This window comes from Arthrobacter sp. B3I9 (genome assembly GCF_030816935.1).
Classification (GTDB): Bacteria; Actinomycetota; Actinomycetes; order Actinomycetales; family Micrococcaceae; genus Arthrobacter.
Map to the genome: position 1 here is coordinate 4,016,141 of NZ_JAUSYO010000001.1, position 25,515 is coordinate 4,041,655.

Below are 25,515 nucleotides of genomic sequence, written 5' to 3' on the forward strand. Positions count from 1 at the left end.
GCCCCATGCGCGCCACCATCATCCACGGCCCGGGCGACGTCCGGGTCGAAGACCGCGACTACCCGAGCATCCAACTGCCCAGCGACGTGGTGGTAAAAGTCACCGCGTCCTGCGTCTGCGGCTCGGACCTGTGGCGGTACCGCGGCGTTAAGCCCGTCCCCCGGCCGACCGCCATCGGGCATGAGTTCATCGGCACGGTGGAATCCGTTGGCAACGCGGTCACCACCCTGGCGGTCGGTGACCTCGTGATCGCCCCGTTCGTCGTCAGCTGCGGCGCCTGCCCGCAATGCCGGAACGGCGTGACCGTGGCGTGTGACCACCTCGCCGGCTGGGGCGGCCAGGACGGCTCCGGCCTGGCCATCGACGGCGGCCAGGGCCAGGCGGTCCGCGTCCCGCTGGCTGACTCCACGCTGGTAAAGGTTCCCGGCATCAAGGAGCCGGATGATGCTCTTAAGAAGAGCCTGTTGACCCTGTCCGATGTGATGGCCACCGGCCACCACGCGGCCCTGGCCGCGAAGGTCGGCCCCGGCCGGACCGTCGTGGTAGTGGGCGACGGCGCGGTCGGACTGTGCGGGGTCCTCGCTGCCAGGCGGCTCGGGGCGAAGCGGATCATCGCCATGTCCCGGCACGCTGACCGGCAGGCCATCGCCCTGGAGTTCGGCGCCACCGACATCGTGGCCGAGCGGGGCGACGACGGCGCCGCGAAGGTCCGCGAACTCCTCGGCGGAGTGCTCGCCGACTCCGTCCTCGAGTGCGTCGGAACCAAGGAATCCATGGAGCAGGCCCTGCACACCGTCCGCCCCGGCGGGGCGCTGGGCTTCGTGGGTGTCCCGACGGGCGGCGCCGAGGCACCGCTGCGCTACCTCTTCGACACGAACATTTCGATTGCGGGCGGCATGGCCCCGGCGCGGACGTACATCCCGGAACTGCTGGCCGACGTCCTTGACGGCTCCATCAATCCGGGCCGGGTTTTCGACGTCGTTCTGCCGCTGGAAGAAGCCCCCGAAGCCTACCGGGCGATGGATGAGCGGCGTGCCATCAAGGTCCTGCTGACCCCGTAGCCAGCGCCCGACGGCGGCGGCCGGGGCCGTGGCGGGGGCCGTGGCGGGTGTGGGTGGCGCACTCTATTGCACTGCCCAACGCGGAGGTCTAGCCTGATGCGCATCAGCATCCGCCGCCGTCAAGGAGCCGTCATGGCCAGGTTTGTGCAGATCATTGAATTCAAGACCTCACGCATTGACGAAATCGAGGAACTGGGCCGGCCGTCGCGGACGGAGGGAAGCACCGCCCCCACGTTCGGCCGGATCCTGGCCACCGCCGACCGCGACCGTTCCGGAACGTACCTGACCATTGTCGAGTTCGAGTCCTACGAGTCCGCGATGGAAAACTCCAACCGGCCGGAAACCTCTGATTTCGCCGCCAGGATGGCTGCCCTGTGCGACGGGCCTCCTGTCTTCCGCAATCTCGACGTGATGTGGGAAGACACTGCGGGAACGGCGGACGTTTCCTAGGAGAGGGACATGGTTGCTGCAGACCGGACTTCCCCGGCCAGTTCTGCGGCGGATGATCTCCTGGCGGCGCCCCTTGTGATCGATCTCCACGAGGCCGGCTCGGCTCCGCTGGAATCTGTGGGCGGCAAGGCACTCAACCTCGGCAAGCTCCTAGTAGCGGGCTTTCCCGTCCCGTCCGGCTTCTGCCTGAGAACCGAGGCCTATAAGCGGGCGGTTCCGGCGCAAGTGGCGCACCTGGCGTTACAGCTCGACGCCGCGGCCACCGGAGCCCAGCCCCCGCCCGCAGATGCCGCGCACGGAACTTCCAACCGGCCAACACCGGACGCCGCCGCGGAGCGTGCGAGGGACCTGGTCGGAGCCTCCCCGGTTCCGCCCGATGTGGAAGCCGCTCTCCGCGCGGCCTACGCCGGACTCGGCGGCGCCGGGGGTGCCGAGCCGGTGGTCGCCGTGCGGTCTTCGGCCACGGCCGAGGACCTGCCGTCCGCCAGTTTCGCCGGCCAGCAGGACACGTACCTGGATGTTGTGGGTGCGGCTGCCGTAGTCGACGCCGTCCGGGGGTGCTGGGCGTCCCTCTGGAATGACCGGGCGGTGGCCTACCGGTCCGCCAACGGGGTCAGCCATTCCGGCGCGGGGCTCGCCGTCGTCGTCCAACGGCAGGTGGACGCCGCCACCGCCGGAGTGCTGTTCACCGCCAATCCGGTCACCGGAACGCGGACCGAGACCGTGATCGATGCCAGCCCCGGCGCCGGGCAGGCGGTGGTCTCCGGCATGGTCAATCCGGACCACTTCGTGCTGGAAACGGCGACGGCCAAGGTCCTGCACATTACACGCGGCGGATCGGAACCCCGCCGGCCAGCCAGCCTCGACGACGCACAGCTGGGCGAACTCACGGCGTTGGGCAGCGGCGTCCAGCGCCTTTTCGGCAACCCCCAGGACGCGGAGTGGGTGATCGATGCGGGGGGCAAGATCTGGCTGACCCAGTCCCGGCCCATCACCACGCTGTATCCGCTGGAAGACCCGCTTGCCGGGAACGGGAAGGGCCTTGCGCAGGAGGCCGGGACGCGGGTGTACTTGTGCGGCTCCCTGCTCCAGGGGCTCACCCGTCCGCTCACGCCGATGGGGCTCTCGGTTCTGGGCAGCATGGGCAACCGGAACGGGCCCTGGCAGTACTTCAACCCCGGGTTGCGCATGTTCATCGACCTGACCGCCGCCGTCCGCAGCAGGACCGGCCGCCGCTACCTGCTGAAGATCCTGCCGGCCGCGGACGGGAGGTCCGCCGCGGTATTTCCCGCGCTGCTCGAAGATCCCAGGTTCAGGGACCTGTTGCATTCTCGGGAGCGCAGCGCCACGGTGAAGGGCTCCGGCCGCGCTGCGCGGACCCGGGGTGCCCAGGGGGCCTACGGTCCCGGCGTCTTCCTCAAGATGGTACCGGCGCTCGTCAGGGCGGCAGTCAGGCCCGGCACGGAAGCGGGCCGGGCGAGGGCCTACGGAAACCGGCTTGCCGCCGAACTGGAACTGCCCGAGCCTGCCACCGCCCTTCAACGGCTCGATCACGCCCGGCATGTCCTGGACCGGACGGTCGCCCCTCTGATGGAGGCCACCCTGCCCGGTCCGGCCACCGGCTACCTCATGCTGGCCGTGGCCCGAAGGCTGCTGCGCGGTATTGCCCCCGCGCGCGAGCTGGAGGCGGTGCTGCGGGGACTGCCGCACAATGTCACCACCGAAATGGACCTGGAACTCTGGGATCTCGCCGTCGCCGTCAAAGCCGATCCGGCTTCCCGGGAGGAGTTCCTGGAACGGCCCCCGGACCAGCTCGCCGCCAGCTACCGCGCCGGCTCGCTCCCTCCCGTGGCTCAAGCCGGAGTCCAAGGGTTCCTGGCGGCGTATGGCCACCGCGCCGTGGCCGAGATCGACCTCGGCATGCCGCGGTGGGCCGAGGAACCGGACCATATCCTCGGCATGATCTCCAACTACCTGCAGGTGGAAGACCCTGAACAGGCCCCCGACCGGCAGTTCACCCGGGCAGCGGAAGGCGCCGAAGCCCGGATCCGGGCCCTGGTGGAGCAGACCGCCGCCCGGAGCCGCTGGCGGGCGCGGCTCCTGGGGTTCGCCCTGAGCAGGGTCCGGGAACTCTGCGGGCTGCGCGAGCTGCCAAAGTTCGACATCATTCTGGTGCTCGCCGAAATGCACCGGCAACTCCCCGTAATCGGCGGCGAACTGGCCGGAAGCGGCAGGATCACGGCCGCCGCCGATGTCTTCTTCCTGGATTTCGATGAGCTGCAGGTAGGCCTGCGCGGCGCTGACCTGACGGGCATTGTTGCCGGCCGCCGCCGCCTTTACGACCGGGAACTGCGGCGCCGGCATATCCCGCGGATCCTCCTGTCCGACGGCACCGACGTCGAGGCGGCCATAATGGCGAAGTCTCCGCCAGGCGACGGCCTCGCCGGCACCCCTGCCTCGGCCGGCACGGCCACCGGAAAGGTGCGGGTGGTCCTGGATCCGGTGGGCGCGCATCTTGAACCGGGTGAAATCCTGGTGGCACCCTCAACCGATCCGGGCTGGACGCCGTTGTTTCTGACCGCGGGCGCCTTGGTCATGGAGATGGGCGGTGTCATATCGCACGGTTCTGTAGTGGCCCGGGAGTACGGCATCCCGGCCGTCGTGGGGGTACCCGATGCCACCACGCGCCTGAGCACCGGGCAGACGGTGACTGTGGACGGCTCCGCGGGTACCGTCCGCCTTTGACGGTGCGCCGGTACGGTGCGCCGGCGTAAGGGCGGGCTTCGCAACGAAAGTCACTCAGAAGCAACAATTGTTGACTATCAGATACCCTTCAGGTTTACTGACACCCGGGGCGGATGTGAACTGGGACACGCCTGGGCAAAAAACTACAATCAACGCTGAGAGCGAGTTCTCGTGGACCTAATGACCATCGCCGAGGTGGAGGCAGCAGCGAAGAGGCTGCTATCCGCCTTCGCTGCCACCGACACAGACGAGTACTTCGACTGTTTCGCGCCTGAGGCAACCTTCATCTTCCATTCCGAACCGGACCGCCTCACTTCTCGTGCGGAATACCGCGCCTTGTGGCAGAACTGGCTGGAAGATGGTTGGAGGGTCGCAGGGTGCACAAGTTCCAACGCCCACATCCAGACCGCCGGCCCTAGCGCCGTGTTCAGTCATGATGTCGAGACCGTAATCGAAGTTGACGGAACCGAAGAGACCCTTCACGAGAGGGAAACCATCATCTTCACGAGGACGGAGTCTGGCAGCGTGCTCGCCGTTCATGAGCATCTTTCTGCTGCGCCCGCTAGCCAGAAGGGCATCTCATGACCAAGGACACCAAAGCCCCTGCCGTGACCGAAGTCGAAAGGCATGGGATCGAACCGATTCCCGCCGGGGACAGGACTGCGACGCCGCTGGACCTGTTCCGCCTGGTGTTCGGCGGCGCAAACACCTTTGCAACGGTGGTCCTGGGATCGTTCCCCATCCTCTTTGGACTGTCCTTCAAGGACGCGGCGTTGGCCACTGTCCTGGGGGTCGTGGCTGGCGGCCTGATACTTTGCCCGATGGCCGTTTTTGGTCCTACCAACGGAATGAACAATGCCGTTTCGTCCTCTGGGCATCTGGGCGTCCACGGCCGCGTGGTGGGATCTTTCCTGTCTCTCTTGACGGCCTTCGCTTTCTTCTCCATCTCCGTATGGAGCTCCGGGGACGCTCTGGTAGGGGGCGCCAACCGTCTGGTCGGCCTGCCCCAGAACGCCGTAACACTGAGCCTCGCCTACGGTGTCTTTGCTGTCCTGATCCTGACCGTGTGCATCTATGGGTTCCGTTTCATGCTGTGGGTCAACAAGATCGCGGTGGTCGCGGCCTCCCTGCTGTTCCTGCTCGGCATCTTTGCATTCGCGGGTTCGTTCGACGCGTCCTACGCGGGGACGTTCGGGCAGGCGGCGGACGTTGCTACTAACGCCCTGTTCTGGCCGTCCTTCATAGGATCGGCACTCATCGTCATGTCTAACCCGATCTCCTTCGGCGCATTCCTCGGGGACTGGTCCCGGTATATCCCGGCTGAAACGCCAAAGCGAAAGGTCATGGCTGCTGCCTTCCTGGCCCAGGTGGCTACCCTCGTGCCATTTGGCTTCGGGCTGGTCACAGCCACCATCATTGCCACGGAGGCGCCGTCGTTCTTTGAAAACTCGGACTACGTGGGCGGGCTCCTGGCTGTCTCCCCTGCCTGGTACTTCCTGCCGGTGTGCCTTATAGCCCTGGTGGGCGGAATGTCTACAGGCACCACCGCGCTCTACGGAACGGGCCTCGACTTCTCCAGCGTCTTTCCCAGGTTCTCCCGCGTCCAGGCCACACTGTTCATCGGGTCCATCGCCATCGTATTCATCTTTGTGGGCCGCTTCGCTTTCAACATTGTGCAGAGCATCTCCACCTTCGCGGTGCTCATCATTACCTGTACCGCTCCGTGGATGATCATGATGATGATCGGGTACGTGACGCGCCGGGGCTGGTACGACGCCGACGCCCTTCAGGTTTTCAACCGCCGCCAGGTTGGCGGCCGGTACTGGTTCAACCGTGGGTGGAACTGGCGGGCGATGGGCGTCTGGATCTTCTCTGCAGTCATGGGGATCATGTTCGTGAACGTTCCGAACCAGTTCGTCGGTGCGCTAGGCAATCTCGCCGCGGGAGTGGACCTGAGTATCCCCGTCTCAATTGGCCTGGCTGCAGTACTTTACCCCGCAGTACTGTGGCTCTTCCCGGAACCAGCAGATGCCTACGGGCCGGACGGGCCAAGGTTCGTCAGGGCGGCGGCACCGAAGAGCATTCCGATCGTCGAAGACAAAAAAGATCTCGAGTCCGTGATGTCCTAGGCTGCCGGCGAGGTGCGCCGGACGACACGGTCAAAATTGGGACCGCCCCAAGCCCAGGTGGTCCTCACCCCTATTCCAGCTTTCCCCATTTCGTCCCTGTGCCGGAGTGTCAGAAGCAGTCATCGGCGCATCAGCCCACCGGCTAGGGAAGAATCGGGCAGTCAGCCTAGTGAAGAGGAGAACAACACCCAATGACATCCCGTGACCCTTACGAGGATCTTCCCCAGCTTCCGGAATTTGAGGTAACCAGCACCGACATCGAGCACGGTCTTGTGCTTCCCCCGGCGCAGCGCAGCGGGAAGATGGGCATTGAAGGCGGCCAGGACCGATCCCCGCAGCTGTCGTGGTCGGGGTTTCCGGCGGAGACCAAGAGCTTCGCGGTTACCGTCCTGGATCCCGACGCTCCCACCGGGAGCGGTTTCTGGCACTGGGCTGCCTTCAACCTGCCGGCGTCGACCACCTCCCTGCCCTCCGGCGCAGCGGAGAACGGGCTGCCCGAGGGCGCCGTCCAGCTGGCGAACGATGCCGGCTTCCGCGGCTTCGTGGGTGCAGCCCCGCCCTCCGGCCACGGCGTGCACCACTACCACGCGGTGGTACACGCGCTGGACGTGGAGAAGCTCGACATCCCCGCTGAGGCCAGCCCCGCTTACCTGGGGTTCAACCTCTTCTCGCACGCCATCGGACGGGCACGGCTGGTCGGTACTTTCGAGCAGCGCTAACCCCTAGGCGGGTTGCTTTTCCGAGCGGAGTTAGCACGGTTGTGCCACTTGCGCCGCAGCCCCGCGAGCGCGGGTCGTGCGGCGCCGGAAGTGCGGGCTAGACAGGAGGCTCTCCACCCGGTTTTGGAAGTGGCCGGCGACGCGAAACGCCGGCTTCGTGGCCGGCCATAAGACTTCACACGCGAAGAAAAGGCCCCCCTGGCCCCTTGCACCCTAGCCCGGCGCCCCGTACGTTTGGGACAGCGGACGAATGTCTCCGCAGCCGTTGGCCTTCGGGCCGCCGGAGATCAGCAGCGTTTCAGAAGGATATGGCATGGCTACAGGCACAGTTAAATGGTTCAACGCCGAAAAGGGTTTTGGCTTCATTGCCCCGGATGACGGGTCGGCCGACGTTTTCGCCCACTACTCGGCAATCGCTTCCAGCGGCTACCGCTCGCTGGACGAGAACCAGAAGGTTGAGTTCGACGTCACCCAGGGCCCGAAGGGCCCGCAGGCTGAGAACATCCGCCCGCTCTAAGTACTTCGGATAGCAGCACCGGCCAGCCGGCCGCCATGCTTTCCCCAACACCACAAACGCCCCTCCGGAGGATTCCTCTGTAGGGGCGTTTGTCGTTGCCGCAACAAACGCCCCTACGGGCCCTCCCGCGGCCCGGGCTGTCCTAGGCGGCCTGCCCTAGACGAAGGCGGACTTCCCCGTCACAGCTCTTGCCACAATAAGGGAGTTGATCTCGTAGCTGCCCTCGTAGGTGTAGAGGATTTCGGCGTCCCCGAAGAGCTTTCCCATCTCGTAGTCGCTGCTGATGCCATTGCCGCCCAGAAGGGACCTGCCCATCGCCACCGACGCCCGCGCCAGCCGGGTGGTGGTGGACTTTGCCATCGCGGCCTGTACCATCTCCAGCTTCCCCTCTTCCTGGATCCGGGCCAGCTCCGCCATCAACGCCAGCGAGGCCGTGGCGTTGCCCAGAATCTCGGCCAGCTGCTGCTGGACGAGCTGGAAGCGCGCCAGCTCCTTGCCGAACTGCTTCCGCTCCAGGGAATAGGACCGTGCGACGTCGAACGCCGCCAGCTGGATGCCGGCAGCCTGCCACCCCACCCAGGCGCGCGAATCCCGCAACAGTTCATTGGCCTTCGAGAAGTCCGTGGCCCCGGGAAGCAGGTTGGACTCCGGGATCCGCACCTCCTCGAGCACGATGTCGGCATTCTGCATGATCCGCAGCCCGATCTTGTTGGCGATCTTCGTGGCGGTGTAGCCGGGGCGCTCCGTCTCCACGATGAAGCCCTTGATCTGCTGGTCGGCGACGTCGCGTGCCCAGACCAGGGCGAAATCTGCGATGGTGGCGGCCCCGATCCAGCGCTTCGCTCCGTTGATCACCCATTCGCCGCGCTCCAGCCGTGCAGTGGTGGACAGCCCGCCGGCGATGTCCGAGCCGTGGTCAGGCTCGGTGAGGGCGAAGGCGCCGAGCTGGGTGAAGGCGGTGAGCCCGGGCAACCAGCGTGCCTTCTGCTCTTCCGAGCCGAGCTCGTCGATCATCCCGACAATCAGTTCGTTGTGGATACCCACCAGGGCTGAGAGCGAGACGTCCGCCCGCGCCACCTCGACATACATCAGGCCCTTGAAGAGCATGGAGCTGCCGTCGGTCTGCAGTCCTCCCAGGCCGTACTTCCCCAGCTCGGCCAGCAGGTCGAAGGGGAACTCCTCACGGTTCCAGTAGTCGATAGAGGCGGCCCCGGATCCGGGACTGCAGGAACTCCCGCACCTCCTGGTAGCGGCGCCGTTCCGCCACGGGCAGGAGATCCACAACGTACATCATGTCGGCGTCGGGGAACGGGGGAGCCGCCGGACTTTCCGGCTCCGCCGCCACTGCGTCGTCCGACCGTCCGCTGGCATGTCCTCGTGGCTGCACGGGCATAGATCCCTTCCTGACGGGCCGCTGGGCAACAGCCTCGGCTCTTCCAAACCCTTGGATGTCCTAGTATATTGCACAGTGACGGGGATCACTAGGAAACGCGGCTCCCCGCACCGGCGCTGGCTCCTGAACGGCTGCGCCTGAAGACGTTGAAAGGTGCATCATGACCGCCACCGAGGAGTTCCGCGCAGCGCGGGACAGGCTGCTTGCCCTCCGGGAGGACTATTCCCGGGCCCGGGGCGAATTCCGGTGGCCACGGTTTGAGCAATTCAACTTCGCCCTCGACTGGTTCGACCAGATCGCCGCGGACCCGGCCAGGGGTGGCCGGCCAGCCCTCGTGATCGTGGAACAGGACGGCTCCGCGACCCGGCGGAGCTTCGCTGAACTGTCCCGCAGTTCCGCCCAGGTGGCCAACTGGCTGCGCACAAAAGGCGTCCGGCGCGGCGACCGGATGATCATCATGCTCGGCAACCAGGTGGAACTCTGGGAGCTCATGCTGGCAGGCATGAAGCTCGGGATCGTAATGATTCCCACCACCACCCTGATGGGCACAGCGGATCTGCAGGACCGGGTGGACCGCGGCAAGGCGGACTGGGCCACCGTCGGGAGCGCCAACATCGGTAAGTTCGCCGGGGTGACCGGCGGCTACGGCCTGATTGAGGTCGGCGCGGGAACGGAGCGGGCGGATCAGGGAGCGGCCCCGGCCGCCCTGCAGTACGCCGAGGCCTACCGCGCCCCCGCAGGATTCAGCCCTGACGCTCCGACGCTCGCGGATGAGACCCTGCTGCTCTACTTCACCTCCGGAACCACCTCCAAGGCCAAGCTTGTGGAGCACACCCACACGTCCTACCCGGTGGGCCACCTGTCCACGATGTTCTGGATCGGCCTGGAACCGGGCGATGTGCACCTTAACGTGGCTTCCCCGGGGTGGGCGAAGCATGCCTGGTCCAATGTCTTTACGCCCTGGATCGCTGAGGCCTGCGTCTTCATCTACAACTACGAGCGCTTCGACGCCAAGGCCCTGATGGAGCAGATGGAGCGCGAAGGCGTCACCAGTTTCTGTGCCCCGCCCACGGTATGGCGGATGCTGATCCAGGCCGACCTGACGCTGCTCAAGAACCCGCCCACTAAGGTGGTTTCCGCCGGCGAACCGCTTAACGCTGAGGTGATCGACCAGGTCCGCCGCGCCTGGGGACAGACAATCCGTGACGGGTTCGGACAGACCGAGACCACTGTCCAGGTTGCCAACACGCCGGGCCAGCCGATCAAGATCGGCGCCATGGGCAAGCCGCTCCCGGGCTACGACGTCGTGCTGGTGGATCCTGCCACGGGCGAGGAGGGCGACGACGGCGAGCTGTGCCTGCGCCTGGACCCGCGGCCCGTCGGGCTGATGAAGGCCTATCACGGAGATCCGGCAAAGACGGCGGAGGCGTTCCGCGGCGGCTACTACCACACGGGCGACATGGCCAGCCGGGATGGGCAGGGCATCATCACCTATGTCGGCCGGGATGACGACGTCTTCAAGTCCTCCGACTACCGCCTCTCCCCTTTTGAATTGGAAAGCGTCCTGATCGAGCACCCGGCCGTGGCGGAGGCCGCCGTCGTCCCCTCACCGGACCCGCTCAAGCTGTCCGTGCCCAAGGCGTTCGTGGTACTCGCCCCCGGGCAACAGGCGGGGCCTGAACTGGCTGAGGATATCCTCCGGTACTGCCGGGACCACCTCGCACCGTTCAAACGGATCCGCCGGATTGAGTTCGCCGAACTGCCCAAGACGATCTCGGGCAAGATCCGGCGCGTGGAACTGCGGCATACCGAGGAAATCCGGCACGGCGGCGGGGCGCTCCCGTCCGGATTCGGGAGGGAATACTCCGAATCCGATTTTCCCGGGCTGAAGAGCCCGGCCGCACACCCGCCTGAGCAGCAGCACTGAAGCCATGCCGCTCGCGACAACAAGCAGGGAGCACCGTGGGAATGCCGCTGCCGCGTGATCCGATTGCCGACGCCCGGCTGAACTGGGAACGGCACGGGTGGTCAGATGTCGCCGCCCCCATGGCGGCCATCACGGCCATCATGCGCACCCAGCAGATCCTGCTGGCCCGCATCGAGGGGGCCCTCAAGCAGTTCGGGCTGACCTTCGCCCGGTACGAACTGCTGGCGCTGCTGAGTTTTGCCCGCAGCGGAGCGCTGCCGATGAACAAGGCCAGTGCACTGCTGCAGGTCCACCCGACCTCGGTGACCAACGCCGTCGACCGGCTGCAGGTGGCAGGGCTGGTGCTCCGCTCCCCCCACCCCACCGACGGGCGCACCACGCTGATCGAACTCACGCCCGAGGGACGGACGCTGGCCAAGCGGGCGACGGCGGTCCTGAACTCTGAGGTCTTCGGACAATCAGGCTTCGCCGAGCAGGACGTGGACGAGCTGATCCGGATCCTGGGAAATTTCCGCCGGAACGCCGGCGATTTCAATGACGGAGGAGAAACTTAAATGGTTCCGGAGATCAACTTCTGGGGAGTCCTGGTGGCCACGTTGTCCAGCATGGTGGTGGGGTCCGTCTGGTACACACCGAAGGTCTTCGGCAGCTACTGGATGCGCGTTGCCAAGGTCACGCCGAGCGGGGAATCCCGGGACGCCGTCAAACCCATCCTGATCACCCTGGTGGTCAGCTTCGTCAGCGCCTGGGTCCTGGCCGGGTCCGCCGCCATCTCACAGCACTTCTACGGCGGAAACTTCCTGACCAACGCGCTGGTCACGGCCCTGATCCTCTGGGCGGGGTTCACGGCCGCCCGGTTCATCACCCACGACGCCTTTGAAGGCCGCCCCGCCGGCCTGACGGTCCTGAACTGCGCCCACGAGCTGGCAACCCTGATGGTCATGGCCCTGGTCATCGGCTTGTTCGGGATCAGCGGGGCGTAACCGAGTGACGCGCTAGCTGCCTGGGGGATGTGGCGCGACGGCAACCGCGCCCGTGCCTAGCGGTGGTTGAATTCCGGCTGGCGCTTCTCGCTGAAGGCCGCCATTCCTTCCTTCTGGTCCTCGGTGGCGAACAGCGAGTGGAACACACGCCGCTCGAACAGCACGCCCTGCGCCAGCCCGGTCTCGAAGGCGGCGTTGACCGCTTCCTTGGCCACCATCGCCACCGGCTTGGATTTGGAGGCAATCACCGCGGCGGCTTTCAACGCCTCCTCGACGACGTCCGAGGCAGGGACCACGCGGGACACCAGCCCCGAGCGCTCGGCTTCCTCCGCGTCCATGAAGCGGCCGGTCAGGATCATGTCCATGGCCTTGGACTTGCCGACAGCGCGGGTCAGCCGCTGGGAGCCGCCCATGCCGGGAAGCACTCCGAGGTTGATTTCCGGCTGGCCGAACTTGGCGTTGTCCCCGGCGATGATGAAGTCGCACATCATCGCGAGCTCACAGCCGCCGCCCAGCGCGAAGCCGGACACCGCGGCCACCACGGGAATCCGGAGCCGGGTGAAATCCTCCCAGCCACGGAACCAGTCGGCCGCGTACATGTCCATGTACCCCTTGGACTGCATCTCTTTGATGTCGGCACCCGCTGCAAAGGCTTTCGCGGAGCCCGTCACCACCACCGCGCCCACCTCCGGGTCGGTGTCCATGGCAGTCACGGCGGCCACAAGCTCGTCCATCGTGGCCTTGTTGAGGGCGTTCAGGGCCTCGGGCCGGTTGAGCGTCACCAGGCCCACCCGGCCGCGGCGTTCCACCAGGATGTTTGCGTACTGTTCCGTCATGGTCGTCCCCTTGGGTTTGTCTCAGGTTGAAAACTCGGGCGCCGCGCCGCTAGGACGCGGACTTGTCCCGGATGTCCGTGATGATGCCGGAGAAGTCCCGCCCGGCACCGCCTTCCGCGGCAAACGTATCGTAGATTTCGGAGGCGAGCGGGCCCAGCCGGGCTGCGACCCCGGTACTTTGCAGGGCATTGAGCGCCAGCTTGAGGTCTTTCGCCATCAGGGCGCCGGCAAATCCGGGCTGGTAGTCGCGGTTGGCGGGGCTCGTCGGCACCGGACCGGGAACGGGGCAGTTGGTGGTCAGCGCCCAGCATTGCCCCGAAGCCGCAGACGCGACGTCGAACAACGCCTGGTGGGTCAGCCCCAGCTTCTCGCCGAGCACGAAGGCCTCACTGACGGCGATCATGGAGACGCCGAGGATCAGGTTGTTGCAGATCTTGGCGGCCTGTCCCGCGCCGTGCTCTCCGCAGTGCACTACGCGCTTTCCCATCACGTCCAGCATCGGCTTCACCGCTTCGAAGTCCTCCGGCAGCGCCCCGACCATGAAGGTCAAGGTCCCTGCTTCGGCTCCCACGACGCCGCCGGACACTGGAGCGTCAACTGAGCGGTGGCCTGCGGCCACAGCCAGTGCCGCGGCCTCGCGGGCCTCGTCCACGTTGATGGTCGAACAGTCCAGGAACAGCGTGCCCGGGGCGGCAGCCTGCAGCAGCCCCGGTTGGCCGTCGGTGCCGCGGTAGGCGTCCAGCACGTGCCTGCCGCTTGGCAGCATGGTCAGCACGACGGCGGCTCCGGCCAGAGCGTCGACGGCGGAGTCCACCGTCGGAATGCCGTGCGACCGGGCGGTGTCCAGCGCCGCGGGGACGACGTCGAACCCGGTCACCGTGTATCCGGCCTTGACCAGGTTGACGGCCATCGGTCCTCCCATATGGCCGAGGCCGAGGAACGCGATGGAACCCGCGGCGGGCTGGCCCAAGGGCTGCACGTTGTCAGACATGATCCTTCTCCTCGTCCTTCTCCTGCGGAGAGAGCTGCAGTTCACGCCCGCCCAGCGGCGCGAAGAAGGACTCGACGTCCTGGCGGCCGACCTCCGCGAGCGTGGCGGGCTGCCAGCGCGGAGTGCGGTCCTTGTCCACCACCTGGGCGCGGATGCCTTCGCGGAAGTCGGGGCCGGCGAGGCAGCGCAGGCCCACCCGGTACTCCTGTTCCAGGGCCTCCTCGAGGCTCAGCCCGCGGACGCGGCGCAGGGATTCCAGGGTGACCTTCACGGCCGTCGGTGACTTGGCCTCTATCGTGTCCGCGGCTTCCGCGGCTTCGGGCCCTGCTTCGCCGTCAAAGCTGCGCAGCCGGCGCAGGATCTCCTCGGCGTCATCACTGGCGTAGCAGGAGTCAATCCAGCCACGCTGTGCCGCCAGCGCCGCGGGCGGAGCCTGTTCGCTGAAGCGCCCGACGGCGGCGTCCGCGGGCCCGGCCTCGAGCGCGGCCGCCAGTTCGGACAGTCGCGCGGAGGGCACGTAGTGGTCCGCCAGTCCGAGGAACAAAGCGTCGGACCCGCTCAGATGCGCGCCGGTCAGCGCCGCGTGGGTTCCCGACTCCCCCGGTGAGCGGGCGAGCAGCAGGGTGCCGCCGACGTCGGGCACGAACCCGATGGTGGTCTCCGGCATGCCCGTCCGGGTGCGCTCCGTGACGATCCGGACAGAGCCGTGCGCGGAGATTCCCACCCCTCCGCCGAGGACCAGCCCGTCCATGAAGGCCACATACGGCTTCGGGAAGGCGGAGATGAGCGCGTTGAGACGGTACTCCGATGCCCAGAAGTCCGCTGTGGCCGAGCCTCCGTCGAGCATGTCACGGTAGATGGCCACGATGTCGCCGCCCGCGCACAGTCCGCGGTCACCGGCGCCATGGACCAGCACCGTGGCCACGGCGTCGTCCTCGGCCCACATTGTGAGCTGGTCCAGCATGGCCGCGGCCATGCCGGCGGTGAGCGCGTTGACGGACTTGGGCCGGTTCAAGGTGACGACGCCGAGGCGCCCGCGGCGCTCGAACAGAACCTCGGCCGCGGAGTCCGGGGCGTCCTGGACGGGCGCCGCCATCAGCTTCCTTCCGGCATGACGAAGCTGCTGCCGGACCGGATGCCCGAGGGCCAGCGGGTGGTGACGGTCTTGGTCTTCGTGTAGAAGCGGAAAGCGTCGGCGCCGTGCTGGTTGAGGTCACCGAAGCCGGAGGCCTTCCAGCCACCGAACGTGTAGTACGCAATGGGGACCGGAATCGGCACATTGATTCCCACCATGCCCACCTGGACGCGGCTCGCGAAGTCCCGGGCAGCATCGCCGTCGCGGGTGAAGATGGCCACGCCGTTGCCGAACTCGTGCTCGCTGCACAGCCGCAGGGCCTCATCGTAGTCGTCGGCCCGGAGCACACTCAGCACCGGCCCGAAGATCTCCTCCTGGTAGATCTTCATGTCTTTGGTGACGTTGTCAAAGAGCGTCGGCCCCACCCAGAAGCCGCCGTCGTAGCCTTCCACCTTCAGTCCGCGGCCGTCGGTCACGAGGCTCGCGCCTTCCTCCACGCCGGAAGCGATGTACCCCTCGATCCGCTCCTTGGCGGACGCCGCCACGACGGGGCCGAAGTCGGAATCCGCGGCGAGGGACGGGCCCACCTTCAGGCCCGCGATCCGCTCCTGCAGTTTGGCGACGAGCGTGTCGGCCGTCTTCGGGCCGACGGGCACCGCCACGGAGATTGCCATGCAGCGCTCGCCCGCGGAGCCAAAACCGGCCCCGATCAGCGCATCCGCCGCCATGTCGAGGTCCGCGTCGGGCATGATCACCATGTGGTTCTTGGCGCCGCCGAAGCACTGGGCGCGCTTGCCGTTCGCCGCCGCTGTGGCGTAGATGTACTGGGCGATCGGAGTGGACCCGACGAAGCCGATCGCCTGGACCCGGGGATCCTCCAGCAGCGTGCCCACGGCTTCCTTGTCCCCGTTGACCACGTTGAAAACGCCGTCGGGCAGGCCGGCCTCGGTGAACAGCTCGGCGAGGCGGAGCGGCACGGAAGGGTCGCGTTCGGAGGGCTTGAGGATGAAGGAGTTGCCGGCGGCGAGCGCCGGGCCTGACTTCCACAGCGGAATCATGGCCGGGAAGTTGAACGGCGTGATGCCGGCGACGACGCCGAGGGGCTGGCGCATCGAGTGCACGTCGATGCCGGCCCCGGCGTTGTCCGAGAATTCGCCCTTCAGCAGGTGGGGGGCGCCGGCCGCAAACTCCACCACCTCGATGCCGCGCTGGATGTCGCCCTTGGCGTCGGGGAAAGTCTTGCCGTGCTCGGAGGACAGCAGGGTGGCGAGTTCGTCCATGTTCTCGTTGACGAGGTCCACGAACTTGAGCAGGATCCGGCCGCGCCGCTGCGGATTCATCGCGGCCCATTCGAGCTGGCCCTTCTCCGCGCTGGCAATCGCGTTGCGCACTTCCTCGGAGCTGGCGAGCGGGAGCCGGGCCTGCACCTGGCCGGTACAGGGATCGTAAACGTCACTGAAGCGCCCCGACGTGCCTTCCACGCGCTGGCCGCCGATGTAATGGGATAGTTCGCGCACCATGGTCGAATGCTCCTTTGCATGTGATCCAGATCATCTCTGCTGCTGAATATACTCGGACTTCCTACTAATTTCCAGAGAACCGGCCCGCCCACCGCTGCCTCGCCCGGCATCCAAATTCGGTAAGTTAGGGACTGTGAAGATTGCTACCTGGAATGTGAACTCCCTCCGTGCCCGAGCCGACCGCGTTGAGGCCTGGCTTCAACGCACAGACTGCGACGTCCTGGCCATTCAGGAAACCAAGTGCAAGGACGACAACTTCCCGTGGGAGCTGTTCGAGAACATGGGCTACGAGGTGGCGCACTTCGGCGTGAACCAGTGGAACGGCGTTGCGATCGCCTCCCGGGTGGGTCTTGCCGACGTCGAACGCACGTTCATGGACCAGCCCGTCTTCGGCAAAAGCGGCAAGGACGCCGTCCAGGAAGCCCGGGCGATCGGTGCCACCTGCGGCGGGATCCGGGTCTGGAGCCTCTACGTACCCAATGGCCGCGCGCTCGATGACGAGCACATGCCGTACAAGCTGGACTGGCTGGACAAGCTGAGGACGCATGCCGAGGGGCTGGTTCAGAGCGACCCCGAAGCGCAGATTGCCCTGATGGGCGACTGGAACATTGCACCGCAGGACGACGACGTCTGGGACATCGACCTTTTCCGTACCGGGGGCTTCACACACGTCAGCCCGCCGGAACGCGCCGCGTTCCACGCCTTCGAACAGGCCGGTTTCCGCGACGTCGTCCGCCCGCACACCCCCGGCCCCGGCGTCTACACCTACTGGGACTACACCCAGCTGCGCTTCCCCAAGAAGGAAGGCATGCGGATCGACTTCATCCTCGCGTCCCCCGCCCTGGCCTCCCGCGTCACCGGCGCGGCCATCGACCGCGAGGAGCGCAAAGGCAAAGGCGCATCGGACCACGCACCGGTCATTGCGGAGCTGAGCGACTGATGACCGCGACTGACGGGAGGTCTGCGCGCCGATGACGGGGAACCTTTACCGGGGACAGGTCGGATTGCCCTTCACGTCCGCCCTGCGGGTCTACGAGCCGCTGGAAGCCTTCCCGGCCGAACAGCAGGACGCCCTGCGGAAGTCCGGAGCCCGCAAGGATTCACGCGCGGCGGTGGAAAACGCCGAGCTGCTCGCGTCCCTCGGACGGATCACCCGGCCCGGCGGGGACCCCTTCCCCACGGGACGGACAGATCTCGTGCGCGTTGTCCCGGCACCGGCAAAGGATGCGCCGACTCAGGGGACGCCACCGGCCGCGGACCTGAAGGACCCCGAGGGCGCCGCAAAACCCGCCGGCCCGGGCACTCCGGAGAGGCTGCTGTATTGCCCCAGCCAGCTGGTGCTCCGCGCCGGCCTCGCGGCAAACGCCCTGATGGAAGGGATCCACGGGCCCCTGGCGCAGCTCCTCATCCCTGAAGAGCAGCGCGACAAGCACCAGGAACGCATCGACGAGGCCCGCTCGCATGCCGGGCTGGGCCGCGTGCACACCCGGGCCTCCACCTGGGGCATTCCTTTCAGCTGGTTCTGCCTGTTCCAGGAATCGGACCCCACGGACGTGGTGGAATCGGACGGGCACATCGTCACCGTGCGCATCCGGGCCAGCATCGCCCAGACGCTCGCACGGGTCCGTAACGCCGTGGCCCACCTGGCTATTGCCGCACCGGAGCTGGACATGCTCGAGGACCTGACCCAGCTCACCGAGTGGCTTGAACTTTTCCATCCGGATTCAGCGGTGGAACTTGATTACGGTGCGGTGGCGGACAAGGTCTACCCGGATGACTCGCCGCTGGACGTGAGGCTGGGCATCGAGTGCCTCGCCGAGGGAGATATGACCGGCGCTGCCGCGGCGTACCGCCGGCTGGCGTCCCGCTGGATCCCGATCCGGCAGCTGGCCCGCGCGTCCTGACCGGTAATCAGCAGGCCTAGGCGAGCGGGCCTCCGGAGGGTGGCGGCGCCGTCGTCCGCCGGACAATCAGCCGGTGGGGCGCAACGGTGGAGCGGACCGCGCCGGGAGCTCCGTCAAGCTCGTCCAGCAGCATTTTCGTTCCCAACTCGGCCTGTTCGTCGGGGCGCTGCCCCACTGTGGTGAGGCCCATGGCGTCGGAGAAGTCATGGTCATCGATCCCGATCACCGACAGGTCTTCCGGAACCCGGACCCCAAGGCGGCTGGCCTCGAAGATCACGCCCATGGCCATCTCGTCTGAAGCGCAGAAGATCGCGGTCGGCTTCGGGCCGGGGCGGTTCCAGAGCCTGTTGAACGCGTCCTGGCCGCTGCGGACGGTGAAATCGCCCAGCTCGTCCCACTCAGGCCGGACCACCAGACGGGCTTCCGCCATCATTTCGTGGAACGCCCTGATCCGGACCCGGGGGACGTCGAAGTTCAGGTCGGTTTCGTCGTCGCCGTGCAGCAGGGCGATGTCCTTGTGCCCCAAGTCGATGAGGTGGCGCACGGCGGTCGCGGCGGCCGCGTAGTCGTCAATGCCGATGTAGGGGCATTCCTCCACGTGTCCACCCACCACGACGAGGGGGATGTCGATCTTCTGGAGGTGCTCGATCTCCTCGTGCGTCAACGCCATACAGAGGACCAGGAGCGCATCGATCTGCTTGTACACCATCGTCTTGCTGAAGAGCCGCTCACGGTTGGATCCGTGGCCGCCAAGGTTGAACAAGGAAAGGTTGTACTGCCGGGCGTGCAGCTCGCGGTCCGCGCCCTCGATGGCTTTGGAGAAGAACCAGCGGGAGACGAACGGGGCCAACACCCCGATGGTGCGGGTGCGGCCGGTGGCCAGCCCTGACGCGGACGACGACGCCACGTAGCCCAGGTTTTCCGCGACGGCCAGGATTTTCTCCCGGGTGGCCGGGGACACCTTGGGCAGGCCGCGGACGGCCCGGGACACGGTGGCGGTGGAGACCCCGGCTGCGGCTGCGACGTCCTCAATGCTGACGCCGGCATGGCCGCCCCGTTGCGCCCTGTCTGTTGTCCGTGCCACAGTGTCCCCTGCTCCCATCTCTGCGCTAGCGTCCCCCAAAAGGACGGCCCCTCGCGGCGCGCGCCGGCGCGCCATTGCTCGGCCCCCTCGCTGCAGGCGCCCGCGCCATAGCGCGCGGCGTCCCGCGGCGGCCGTCAAACCGCGCCTCAGCTGCGCCGCGTCGCCGTCCTTAGGGGCAGCCGGCGGCGCAGCCGGATCATTCCGTACAGCGCCAGTACGCTCACCAGCAGGCCGAGGGCCCAGCCGAGGGCGGGCTGGGCCGTCACCTCCATCCAGACGGTCACCGCCAGCAGCACCAGCGCCCAGAAACCGAGGAATCCGATGATGATGTCGAAATCCTCGCCGGACCTGATGAGCCGGCGGCCGTTTCCCGCCCCCTTGGACTGAGCAGGGCGGGAAACGTTCTCCGTCACTTGACTGCACCTGCCGTCAGGCCGGCCACAATCTTGCGCTGGAATACAAGCACCACGATCACCAAGGGAATGGTGACGATGGTACCGGCGGCCATGATGGCCGTGTAGGGAATCTGGTTGGGCTGTGCGCCGGCAAAGTTTGCAATGGCCACCGTGACGGGCTGGGTGGCATCGCTGGACAGCTGGCTGGCAATCAGGAACTCATTCCATGAGGAGATGAATGCCAGGATTGCGGTGGTGAAGATCGCCGGGGCTGCCAAAGGCATGATGACCTTCCGGAACGCCTGGCCCTGCGTGCAGCCGTCGACCCTCGCGGATTCCTCGAGCTCCCACGGCATTTCCCGGAAAAAGGAGGTCATGGTGTAGACGGTCAAGGGCAGCACGAACGAAATGTTCGGGATGATCAGTGCCTGGTAGGTGCCCATCCAGCCGATGTTCGTGAACAGCTGGAACAGCGGCGTGATGAGGGCGACCCCGGGGAACATGGATGCCCCCAGGATGAAGCCCAGCACCAGGTATTTGAACCGGAAATTCAGGCGGGCCAAGGCGTAGGCGGCAAACACGCCGATCAGCAAGGAAACGATCGTGACGACGAGGCCGATGAACACCGAGTTGAGCAGGGCCTGCCCGAACCGGTTACCGAAGGAAGTGTCGAACGCCGTGTTGAAGTTGTCCATGGTGACGTGCGTGGGCAACAGTGACGTGTCGTAGGTGAAGCCGACTTCGCGGAAGGCGGTGACCACCATCCAGTAGGCCGGCGCCAAGCACCAGACCAGGATGACGGCTGCGCTGATGTAGGTCCGCGCCTGCCCCCACTTTTCCCGGTTCTGCGCCGTCTTACGGCCTTTGTCCTGCCGTGCACGCAGCTCGGTGGCTGCCGTTGCGGTGGTCATTTCTTCCCCTTACCCGTGGCGCCGCTTTGTTCGACCACATTGGCGCCGAGGAAGCGGACGAAGATGAAGGCGACGATGAAGATGATGATGAAGGTGATGGTGGACAGGGCCGCGGCCGCGTTGAAGCCTTGCCTGATCTGGTTGATGACCAGGATGGACAAGGTGGTGGTGTTGTTCGCCCCGCCGGTCAGGATGTAGGGCAGGTCGAACATGCGCAGCGCGTCCAGGGTGCGGAACAGAATGGCCACCATCAGGGCCGGCTTGACCAGCGGCAGGGTGATCATCCGGAACCGCTGCCATGCGGAAGCACCGTCGACCTTCGCGGCTTCGTACACTTCAGCGGGAATCATTTGCAGGCCGGCCAGGATCAGGAGCGCCATGAACGGAGTGGTCTTCCAGACATCCGCGATGATCACCGCCCATTTGGCCGGCCACTCGCTGCCTGTCCACAGGATGGACGCGTTGAACAGCTTGTTGGCAATTCCCTCAAAAGCGAAAATGAAGAACCACAGCTTCGCGGTGACGGCGGTGGGGATGGCCCACGGCACCAGGACAGCCGCGCGGACCAAGCCGCGGCCCCGGAAGGTGCGCGCCATGATCATGGCCATCCAGAAACCGAGGACGGTTTCCAGTGTCACCGTGACAATGGTGAAGAAGAACGTGGTGGCGGTGGCGGACCAGAATTGACCGCCGAGGGTGCCCGGCGGGCAGGCGACGGTTCCGCCGCCCGGGGCGGAACACTGCTGGGCCAGCCAGTTCACATAGTTCTGGACCCCTGCGGGGCCGCCCGCCGTGAAAAGCCCGGTGGCCGGATCAAGGCCGGCATCCTTCTGAAAGGACATCACGATCGCGCTGATGATCGGGTAGACGATCACGATGCCCAGCGCGATGACGGTTGGCGCGAGCAGCCACGATGCCCAGCGGCCCTGGCTCGCGATGCGGTTGTCCTCACCGACGCCCTTCGGCGCGTGGTGGACCGGGGTCCCGCCCGACGCCGGTGTCTGTACCGGCGTCGGGCCTAATTCGGTTGCCATGATGAAGCTACTGTCCCGCGCTAGCGGACTCGATGGACTTCTGCATGTCAGAAAGTGCGCTTTCCACTGTCTTTTCTCCCTTGATGGCGGAGTAGGCGTTATCCTGGATGGCCTTTGTAACAGCCGGGTAGAACGGCGTCACGGGACGCGGAACCGCGTTCTCGATGGACGTCTTCAGGACCGGCAGATAGGGCAGCTTGGCGACCAGTTCCGGGTCGTCATACAGCGAACCAAGGACCGGGGCCAGCGAGCCCTGGGTGGCGTAGAACTTCTCGGTCTCCTCCGAAGTCAGGAACTTCAGGAAATCCAGGGCGGTGGCCTTGTTCTTGGAGTAAACGCTGACCGCCGCGTTGTGCCCGCCCAGTGAGGACGCGCCGGGACCATCCTTACCGGGAAGCGGAGCCAGGCCCAGCTTGTCCTTCACCTGGGAGGACCCTTCGGTGGTGATCAGGTTGTAGGCGTAGGGCCAGTTGCGGAGGAACATGAGCTTGCCGTCCTGGAAGGCCTGGCGGCTCTCTTCCTCCTTGTAGGTGATGGCTTCCTTCGGAATGTTGCCGTCGGCGTAGGCCTTCGCGAGATTCTCCAGGCCCGCCTTGGCATCCGCGGTGTTCAGGCTGGGCTTGCTGTCCTTGTCCAGGACCGAGCCGCCGGCGGAGTTGATGGCCTCCGAAGCGTTGACCGTGAGGCCTTCATACTTGCTGAACTGGCCCGAATAGCAGCCGATGTTGTTGGCCTTGGCGATGGAGCACATCTCCATCATCTCGGCCCAGGTCTTGGGCGCGTTGGGGACCAGGTCCTTCCGGTAGTACAGGAAACCGCCGTCGGAGGTCTGCGGAGCTGCATACAGCGTGCCCTTGTAGGAGGCACTCTCAACCGTCGGCTTCAACATCTTTGACGTGTCGAGCGCCATCTTGTCCTTCAGGGGCTGCAGCCAGCCCTTGGCGGCGAATTCCGCCGTCCACACGACGTCCACATCGACGACGTCGTAATCGGACTGCTTCGCCTGGAAGTGCTGGACAATGTCGTCGTGCTGCTGGTCCGCCTGGTCGGTCTGTTCCTTGAACGTGACCTTCTCGTTCGGGTGCGCGGCGTTCCACTTGTCGACCAGCGGCCGGACAACGTTGCTGTTGTCCTTGCCCTGGACGTAGGTGATGGGGCCGCGGCCGTCGAGGCCCTGCGCTGCGTCGCCGCCGCCGCTTCCAGCGCTCGTGCCGCCGCCACCACCTCCCCCGCCGCAGGCTGAAAGGGCCAGGGCCAAGACGCCTGCTGTGGCTACGGGAAGTAGGAACTTAGGGGTTTTCATACGTAGGGTCTCCTCGCTGAGTACCGATAAAAAGGCGGTGCAATGGTGTGGTGCCCATCACAGTAGTAAACGCACAGTCGCAAGTGCAAGCGTTTACATCGGACTTTATCAAAAGGAAACGCTGGCCGGGCGGAACGCCATCCCCGAGAATCCGCCGTTTCGCGACCCCGAAGGACTCCCGGGCGGTGAGGAATGTTACCGGAACGTAACCTTGGGGGTCAGCGCACCCGCTCAGCCCGCCCAAACCGGGAGCGCGCCCCTGAGCTTATATGGATAAGCACCGGCGTGCGCTTGCCGACGACGGCGTCGAGCGCTTCGACGAGGGCCGACACATCCGCGGCAAGCAGGTGCGGGGCAACCCCCTGGCGTGGCTGGACGCGGACTCGAAGCGCGGGCTGGCCGCGGCGTTCATACGTCGCGACGGTGGCTCCTGCGACGTCCGCGCGGTCGGCCAGGGCGGCCCGGAGGACCTGCTCGGCAACTCCGCCGCCAATCAAGACGTTGCCGGGGATCTCCCCGGGGTCCTCGCCGGCCGCCAGCAGGTTGGCTCGGCCTTTGCCCTGCTGCGCGATCCACGCCACCATGGCGCCGATCACGGCCGCCAACAGCACGGTCAGCACCAGCCACAGCCAGCTTTCCGGCTGTCCCGGAAAGCGCGTGCGGGCGAGGGCGTCCTGCCAGTTGCTCCAGGCGCCGGCGGACCAGCCCCGCCACCAGCGCCCGACAGCCGGGACGGTGGCAAGCAGAAGCAGCAGGGTGCCGGCGGCCACCATCAGGATGCCCAGAATTCCGATCAGGACGCGGTTAAGGAGCCGGGGGGTGCTGTTCATGCGCCGATGACCCCCGCGGTGGCCAGGTTGATCCGGACATCCAGCGTGGGGACTGGCGCCATTTCGCCCAGTTCCTCCTGCACCGCCGCCAGGACAGTCTCCGCTTGAAGTGGAATTCCTGAGGTCGGGCGGACATTGACCACCACATGGTTCTTAGAGACGGTCACCATCACCTGTTCCTGCGTCACGTTGGCAGCCAGCCTGGCCCGGCGCGCCAAAGCCGATGCAATCACCTCGTCATCCACGACGACGGCGGCGCGGCGGTCCTTCAGGAGGTGGCGGGCCCTCCGGCCCGGCAGCACGCCATTGAGGAAGAAGAACAGTCCGACCATCACCAGCACGGCACCGAGGGCGCCGAGTAAGAGTGGAGGGACGCCGCTGGGGAGTGCCACGACCTGCTCAGCCGCGGTTTCCGGATCCACCAGCCAGGCGGGCTGTCCTGTCGCCCGCACGGCTGTTTCCAGAAGGGCGTAACCGCACAGCACGATCACGAGAACGGCGGCGATAATCGCGGCCATCGCCCGCGAGGGGTGGGTCTCGCGCGCGAGAATACGTTCCATCCCCGCGGCGCCGTCACCCAAGCCCGCGGGAGCGGCACTCTTTCCGCGGAGCTTGCTTTCCGTCACGTGGCTCACCGGACCCGTCGTCCTTCCTTGACGCTTGCCCCGCTGATCCGGATGTCCACGCGGCTCAGCCCTGCCCCGCTCAGCTCCGTGACGCGACGCAGGATTGCCGCCTTGGCTGCGACAGCGCGGTCCCAGATGGAGCCGCCGAAGCCGGCCACCCGGCCGGGGTCGCGCAGGATGGCCGACAGCGGGGGCACAGCGATCGGGGTGACCAGGGACAAGGCAAGGAGGCCGTCGTCGTCGGACCAATCCGCCCGGACGTCCTGCGCTTCGACCCCGAGGGCCTCTGCTGCCGCGGCGCGTGCCAGGCTGGTCAGGGCCTGGGTGCTGATGCGGTTATGGCCTGCCAGCGTCCGGCCGCGGAGTGCCCCTTGGGCCGTGTTGGTCATGAGGAGGAACGCCGGCCGTTCAGGGCGTCCAGCATGCCGCGCAGGTCCAGTTTCCCTTCCGCCGCACGCCCCAGCAGGGCTCCGATGCCCACGAACAGGAGCGAACCCAGGAAGCCCCACGCGCCAAACTGGAAGGACATGAAGGCCACGAAGGCGCCGACGGCCATCCCTACAACGGTCAGACTCACTAGATTACCTCCCTTGTGGGCCGTGCCTCACCGGCGACGGGCGGCTTCACCGGGCCCGGCACGTACACGTCATGAATTTCGATGTTGACCTCGATGACCTGCAGACCGACAAGTTCCTCGACCGCGGCGTAGACGGCAGCGCGGATCTGGTTTGCCAGAGGATGAAGGGGTGTGCCGTAGACCGCTACGAGGTCTATGTCGACCGCCACCTGGGTCTCGCCGACTTCCGCCCGCACACCGGCGGCGTGATCAGCCCCGCCGACCGCATCGCGGATGGCCCCCAGGGCTCGGGAGGGTCCTGAGCCCAGGGAATAGACGCCGGGAACCGAGCGTGCGGCGATGCCGGCGACCTTCGCGACAGCGGCCTCGGTGATGACGGTCCGGCCGCCACCGAATGGTGCTGCCACGGGCAGTTTGGGCACGGGGCCCGCAACGGGCTGGGAATTCTGGTATTCCATGAGCCACTCCCCCTTCTCTTTGACACCACCCTAGACCCTGGCGGCGG

At 66.5% G+C, this 25,515-nt stretch carries 26 protein-coding genes and 1 pseudogene; 12 read left to right on the plus strand and 15 right to left on the minus strand.

What is annotated here, in order from left to right:
• Positions 1-5 precede the first annotated feature (5 nt).
• From QFZ65_RS18535 to QFZ65_RS18565, 7 genes are all read left to right on the plus strand, one after another.
• Positions 6-1,061 (plus strand): zinc-dependent alcohol dehydrogenase family protein, encoded by a 1,056-nt coding sequence (locus tag QFZ65_RS18535; RefSeq protein WP_306912636.1) that lies wholly within the window; start codon positions 6-8, stop codon positions 1,059-1,061.
• 132 nt (positions 1,062-1,193) lie between these two features.
• On the plus strand, positions 1,194-1,511 hold the full coding sequence (locus QFZ65_RS18540; RefSeq protein ID WP_306912271.1) for a hypothetical protein: 318 nt from the start codon (positions 1,194-1,196) through the stop codon (positions 1,509-1,511).
• A gap of 9 nt (positions 1,512-1,520) precedes the next feature.
• Positions 1,521-4,256: a PEP/pyruvate-binding domain-containing protein gene (locus QFZ65_RS18545; protein WP_306912274.1), complete on the plus strand. Its 2,736-nt coding sequence runs from the start codon at positions 1,521-1,523 to the stop codon at positions 4,254-4,256.
• 180 nt (positions 4,257-4,436) lie between these two features.
• Positions 4,437-4,841 carry a nuclear transport factor 2 family protein gene (locus tag QFZ65_RS18550; RefSeq protein WP_306912276.1) on the plus strand — a complete coding sequence of 135 codons (405 nt, stop codon included), beginning with the start codon at positions 4,437-4,439 and terminating at the stop codon, positions 4,839-4,841.
• Positions 4,838-6,385: a cytosine permease gene (locus QFZ65_RS18555; RefSeq protein WP_306912278.1), complete on the plus strand. Its 1,548-nt coding sequence runs from the start codon at positions 4,838-4,840 to the stop codon at positions 6,383-6,385. The genes QFZ65_RS18550 and QFZ65_RS18555 overlap by 4 nt, the downstream gene beginning before the upstream one ends.
• A gap of 191 nt (positions 6,386-6,576) precedes the next feature.
• A complete protein-coding gene (locus QFZ65_RS18560; RefSeq protein ID WP_306912280.1) occupies positions 6,577-7,104 on the plus strand; it encodes a YbhB/YbcL family Raf kinase inhibitor-like protein in 528 nt (175 codons plus the stop codon).
• Between the two features lie 313 nt (positions 7,105-7,417).
• Positions 7,418-7,621 (plus strand): cold-shock protein, encoded by a 204-nt coding sequence (locus QFZ65_RS18565; RefSeq protein ID WP_013599688.1) that lies wholly within the window; start codon positions 7,418-7,420, stop codon positions 7,619-7,621.
• Positions 7,622-7,777: 156 nt separating this feature from the next.
• Here the strand turns inward: QFZ65_RS18565 and QFZ65_RS18570 are convergent.
• Positions 7,778-8,915: pseudogene (locus QFZ65_RS18570) on the minus strand (acyl-CoA dehydrogenase family protein).
• 259 nt (positions 8,916-9,174) lie between these two features.
• Between QFZ65_RS18570 and QFZ65_RS18575 the strand changes: the two are divergent.
• Genes QFZ65_RS18575 through QFZ65_RS18585 form a run of 3 tightly spaced genes read left to right on the plus strand, consistent with a single transcriptional unit; the run spans position 9,175 to position 11,924 of the window.
• Positions 9,175-10,941 carry an AMP-binding protein gene (locus QFZ65_RS18575; protein WP_306912282.1) on the plus strand — a complete coding sequence of 589 codons (1,767 nt, stop codon included), beginning with the start codon at positions 9,175-9,177 and terminating at the stop codon, positions 10,939-10,941.
• Between the two features lie 35 nt (positions 10,942-10,976).
• The gene (locus QFZ65_RS18580) at positions 10,977-11,495 is read left to right on the plus strand and encodes a MarR family winged helix-turn-helix transcriptional regulator (protein ID WP_306912283.1); all 519 of its coding nucleotides are present in this window, start codon (positions 10,977-10,979) and stop codon (positions 11,493-11,495) included.
• The gene (locus tag QFZ65_RS18585) at positions 11,496-11,924 is read left to right on the plus strand and encodes a DUF1761 domain-containing protein (protein WP_306912286.1); all 429 of its coding nucleotides are present in this window, start codon (positions 11,496-11,498) and stop codon (positions 11,922-11,924) included.
• A gap of 56 nt (positions 11,925-11,980) precedes the next feature.
• Here the strand turns inward: QFZ65_RS18585 and QFZ65_RS18590 are convergent, their stop codons facing one another.
• Genes QFZ65_RS18590 through QFZ65_RS18605 form a run of 4 tightly spaced genes read right to left on the minus strand, consistent with a single transcriptional unit; the run spans position 11,981 to position 16,346 of the window.
• Complete coding sequence (locus QFZ65_RS18590) at positions 11,981-12,760, minus strand: enoyl-CoA hydratase (protein ID WP_306912288.1); 780 nt, start codon at positions 12,758-12,760, stop codon at positions 11,981-11,983.
• A 49-nt stretch (positions 12,761-12,809) separates the two neighbouring features.
• Positions 12,810-13,751: a 3-hydroxyisobutyrate dehydrogenase gene (mmsB, locus tag QFZ65_RS18595; protein ID WP_306912290.1), complete on the minus strand. Its 942-nt coding sequence runs from the start codon at positions 13,749-13,751 to the stop codon at positions 12,810-12,812.
• Positions 13,744-14,847 (minus strand): enoyl-CoA hydratase/isomerase family protein, encoded by a 1,104-nt coding sequence (locus QFZ65_RS18600; RefSeq protein ID WP_306912292.1) that lies wholly within the window; start codon positions 14,845-14,847, stop codon positions 13,744-13,746. The genes mmsB and QFZ65_RS18600 overlap by 8 nt, the downstream gene beginning before the upstream one ends.
• The gene (locus tag QFZ65_RS18605) at positions 14,847-16,346 is read right to left on the minus strand and encodes a CoA-acylating methylmalonate-semialdehyde dehydrogenase (protein ID WP_306912294.1); all 1,500 of its coding nucleotides are present in this window, start codon (positions 16,344-16,346) and stop codon (positions 14,847-14,849) included. The genes QFZ65_RS18600 and QFZ65_RS18605 overlap by 1 nt, the downstream gene beginning before the upstream one ends.
• A gap of 133 nt (positions 16,347-16,479) precedes the next feature.
• Between QFZ65_RS18605 and QFZ65_RS18610 the strand changes: the two genes are divergently transcribed.
• Together QFZ65_RS18610 and QFZ65_RS18615 are read left to right on the plus strand one after the other, a co-directional pair.
• Positions 16,480-17,286, plus strand: coding sequence for an exodeoxyribonuclease III (locus QFZ65_RS18610; RefSeq protein WP_306912296.1), 807 nt, complete (start codon positions 16,480-16,482; stop codon positions 17,284-17,286).
• Between the two features lie 31 nt (positions 17,287-17,317).
• Positions 17,318-18,250 carry a hypothetical protein gene (locus tag QFZ65_RS18615; protein WP_306912297.1) on the plus strand — a complete coding sequence of 311 codons (933 nt, stop codon included), beginning with the start codon at positions 17,318-17,320 and terminating at the stop codon, positions 18,248-18,250.
• A gap of 16 nt (positions 18,251-18,266) precedes the next feature.
• Here QFZ65_RS18615 and QFZ65_RS18620 read toward each other — a convergent pair whose 3' ends face one another.
• The 10 genes from QFZ65_RS18620 to QFZ65_RS18665 all read right to left on the minus strand — a co-directional run bounded on the left by QFZ65_RS18620 (position 18,267) and on the right by QFZ65_RS18665 (position 25,468).
• On the minus strand, positions 18,267-19,334 hold the full coding sequence (locus QFZ65_RS18620; protein ID WP_306912298.1) for a LacI family DNA-binding transcriptional regulator: 1,068 nt from the start codon (positions 19,332-19,334) through the stop codon (positions 18,267-18,269).
• 146 nt (positions 19,335-19,480) lie between these two features.
• Complete coding sequence (locus QFZ65_RS18625) at positions 19,481-19,747, minus strand: hypothetical protein (protein WP_306912299.1); 267 nt, start codon at positions 19,745-19,747, stop codon at positions 19,481-19,483.
• On the minus strand, positions 19,744-20,640 hold the full coding sequence (locus QFZ65_RS18630) for a carbohydrate ABC transporter permease (RefSeq protein ID WP_306912301.1): 897 nt from the start codon (positions 20,638-20,640) through the stop codon (positions 19,744-19,746). The genes QFZ65_RS18625 and QFZ65_RS18630 overlap by 4 nt, the downstream gene beginning before the upstream one ends.
• Positions 20,637-21,674, minus strand: a complete 1,038-nt coding sequence (locus tag QFZ65_RS18635; protein WP_306912303.1) for a carbohydrate ABC transporter permease — start codon at positions 21,672-21,674, stop codon at positions 20,637-20,639. Before QFZ65_RS18635 ends, QFZ65_RS18630 begins: the two co-directional genes overlap by 4 nt.
• Positions 21,675-21,681: 7 nt before the next feature.
• Positions 21,682-22,977 (minus strand): ABC transporter substrate-binding protein, encoded by a 1,296-nt coding sequence (locus QFZ65_RS18640; protein ID WP_306912305.1) that lies wholly within the window; start codon positions 22,975-22,977, stop codon positions 21,682-21,684.
• Between the two features lie 218 nt (positions 22,978-23,195).
• Positions 23,196-23,807, minus strand: a complete 612-nt coding sequence (locus QFZ65_RS18645) for a hypothetical protein (protein ID WP_306912307.1) — start codon at positions 23,805-23,807, stop codon at positions 23,196-23,198.
• Entirely contained in the window at positions 23,804-24,367 is a 564-nt protein-coding gene (locus QFZ65_RS18650; protein ID WP_306912637.1) for a hypothetical protein, read from the minus strand. The genes QFZ65_RS18645 and QFZ65_RS18650 overlap by 4 nt, the downstream gene beginning before the upstream one ends.
• A 71-nt stretch (positions 24,368-24,438) precedes the next feature.
• On the minus strand, positions 24,439-24,822 hold the full coding sequence (locus QFZ65_RS18655; protein ID WP_306912308.1) for a hypothetical protein: 384 nt from the start codon (positions 24,820-24,822) through the stop codon (positions 24,439-24,441).
• Positions 24,819-25,010 carry a hypothetical protein gene (locus QFZ65_RS18660; RefSeq protein ID WP_306912310.1) on the minus strand — a complete coding sequence of 64 codons (192 nt, stop codon included), beginning with the start codon at positions 25,008-25,010 and terminating at the stop codon, positions 24,819-24,821. Before QFZ65_RS18660 ends, QFZ65_RS18655 begins: the two co-directional genes overlap by 4 nt.
• A complete protein-coding gene (locus QFZ65_RS18665; protein ID WP_306912312.1) occupies positions 25,010-25,468 on the minus strand; it encodes an Asp23/Gls24 family envelope stress response protein in 459 nt (152 codons plus the stop codon). Before QFZ65_RS18665 ends, QFZ65_RS18660 begins: the two co-directional genes overlap by 1 nt.
• Positions 25,469-25,515 lie beyond the last annotated feature (47 nt).

Bases quoted from the DNA above. Each gene is read 5' to 3' on its own strand.
- QFZ65_RS18535 (WP_306912636.1), top strand. From the start codon at position 6: ATGCGCGCCACCATCATCCACGGCCCGGGCGACGTCCGGGTCGAAGAC.
- QFZ65_RS18540 (WP_306912271.1), top strand. From the start codon at position 1,194: ATGGCCAGGTTTGTGCAGATCATTGAATTCAAGACCTCACGCATTGAC.
- QFZ65_RS18545 (WP_306912274.1), top strand. From the start codon at position 1,521: ATGGTTGCTGCAGACCGGACTTCCCCGGCCAGTTCTGCGGCGGATGAT.
- QFZ65_RS18550 (WP_306912276.1), top strand. From the start codon at position 4,437: ATGACCATCGCCGAGGTGGAGGCAGCAGCGAAGAGGCTGCTATCCGCC.
- QFZ65_RS18555 (WP_306912278.1), top strand. From the start codon at position 4,838: ATGACCAAGGACACCAAAGCCCCTGCCGTGACCGAAGTCGAAAGGCAT.
- QFZ65_RS18560 (WP_306912280.1), top strand. From the start codon at position 6,577: ATGACATCCCGTGACCCTTACGAGGATCTTCCCCAGCTTCCGGAATTT.
- QFZ65_RS18565 (WP_013599688.1), top strand. From the start codon at position 7,418: ATGGCTACAGGCACAGTTAAATGGTTCAACGCCGAAAAGGGTTTTGGC.
- QFZ65_RS18575 (WP_306912282.1), top strand. From the start codon at position 9,175: ATGACCGCCACCGAGGAGTTCCGCGCAGCGCGGGACAGGCTGCTTGCC.
- QFZ65_RS18585 (WP_306912286.1), top strand. From the start codon at position 11,496: ATGGTTCCGGAGATCAACTTCTGGGGAGTCCTGGTGGCCACGTTGTCC.
- QFZ65_RS18590 (WP_306912288.1), bottom strand. From the start codon at position 12,760: ATGACGGAACAGTACGCAAACATCCTGGTGGAACGCCGCGGCCGGGTG.
- mmsB (WP_306912290.1), bottom strand. From the start codon at position 13,751: ATGTCTGACAACGTGCAGCCCTTGGGCCAGCCCGCCGCGGGTTCCATC.
- QFZ65_RS18600 (WP_306912292.1), bottom strand. From the start codon at position 14,847: ATGGCGGCGCCCGTCCAGGACGCCCCGGACTCCGCGGCCGAGGTTCTG.
- QFZ65_RS18605 (WP_306912294.1), bottom strand. From the start codon at position 16,346: ATGGTGCGCGAACTATCCCATTACATCGGCGGCCAGCGCGTGGAAGGC.
- QFZ65_RS18615 (WP_306912297.1), top strand. From the start codon at position 17,318: ATGACGGGGAACCTTTACCGGGGACAGGTCGGATTGCCCTTCACGTCC.
- QFZ65_RS18630 (WP_306912301.1), bottom strand. From the start codon at position 20,640: ATGACCACCGCAACGGCAGCCACCGAGCTGCGTGCACGGCAGGACAAA.
- QFZ65_RS18635 (WP_306912303.1), bottom strand. From the start codon at position 21,674: ATGGCAACCGAATTAGGCCCGACGCCGGTACAGACACCGGCGTCGGGC.
- QFZ65_RS18640 (WP_306912305.1), bottom strand. From the start codon at position 22,977: ATGAAAACCCCTAAGTTCCTACTTCCCGTAGCCACAGCAGGCGTCTTG.
- QFZ65_RS18645 (WP_306912307.1), bottom strand. From the start codon at position 23,807: ATGAACAGCACCCCCCGGCTCCTTAACCGCGTCCTGATCGGAATTCTG.
- QFZ65_RS18650 (WP_306912637.1), bottom strand. From the start codon at position 24,367: ATGGAACGTATTCTCGCGCGCGAGACCCACCCCTCGCGGGCGATGGCC.
- QFZ65_RS18655 (WP_306912308.1), bottom strand. From the start codon at position 24,822: ATGACCAACACGGCCCAAGGGGCACTCCGCGGCCGGACGCTGGCAGGC.
- QFZ65_RS18665 (WP_306912312.1), bottom strand. From the start codon at position 25,468: ATGGAATACCAGAATTCCCAGCCCGTTGCGGGCCCCGTGCCCAAACTG.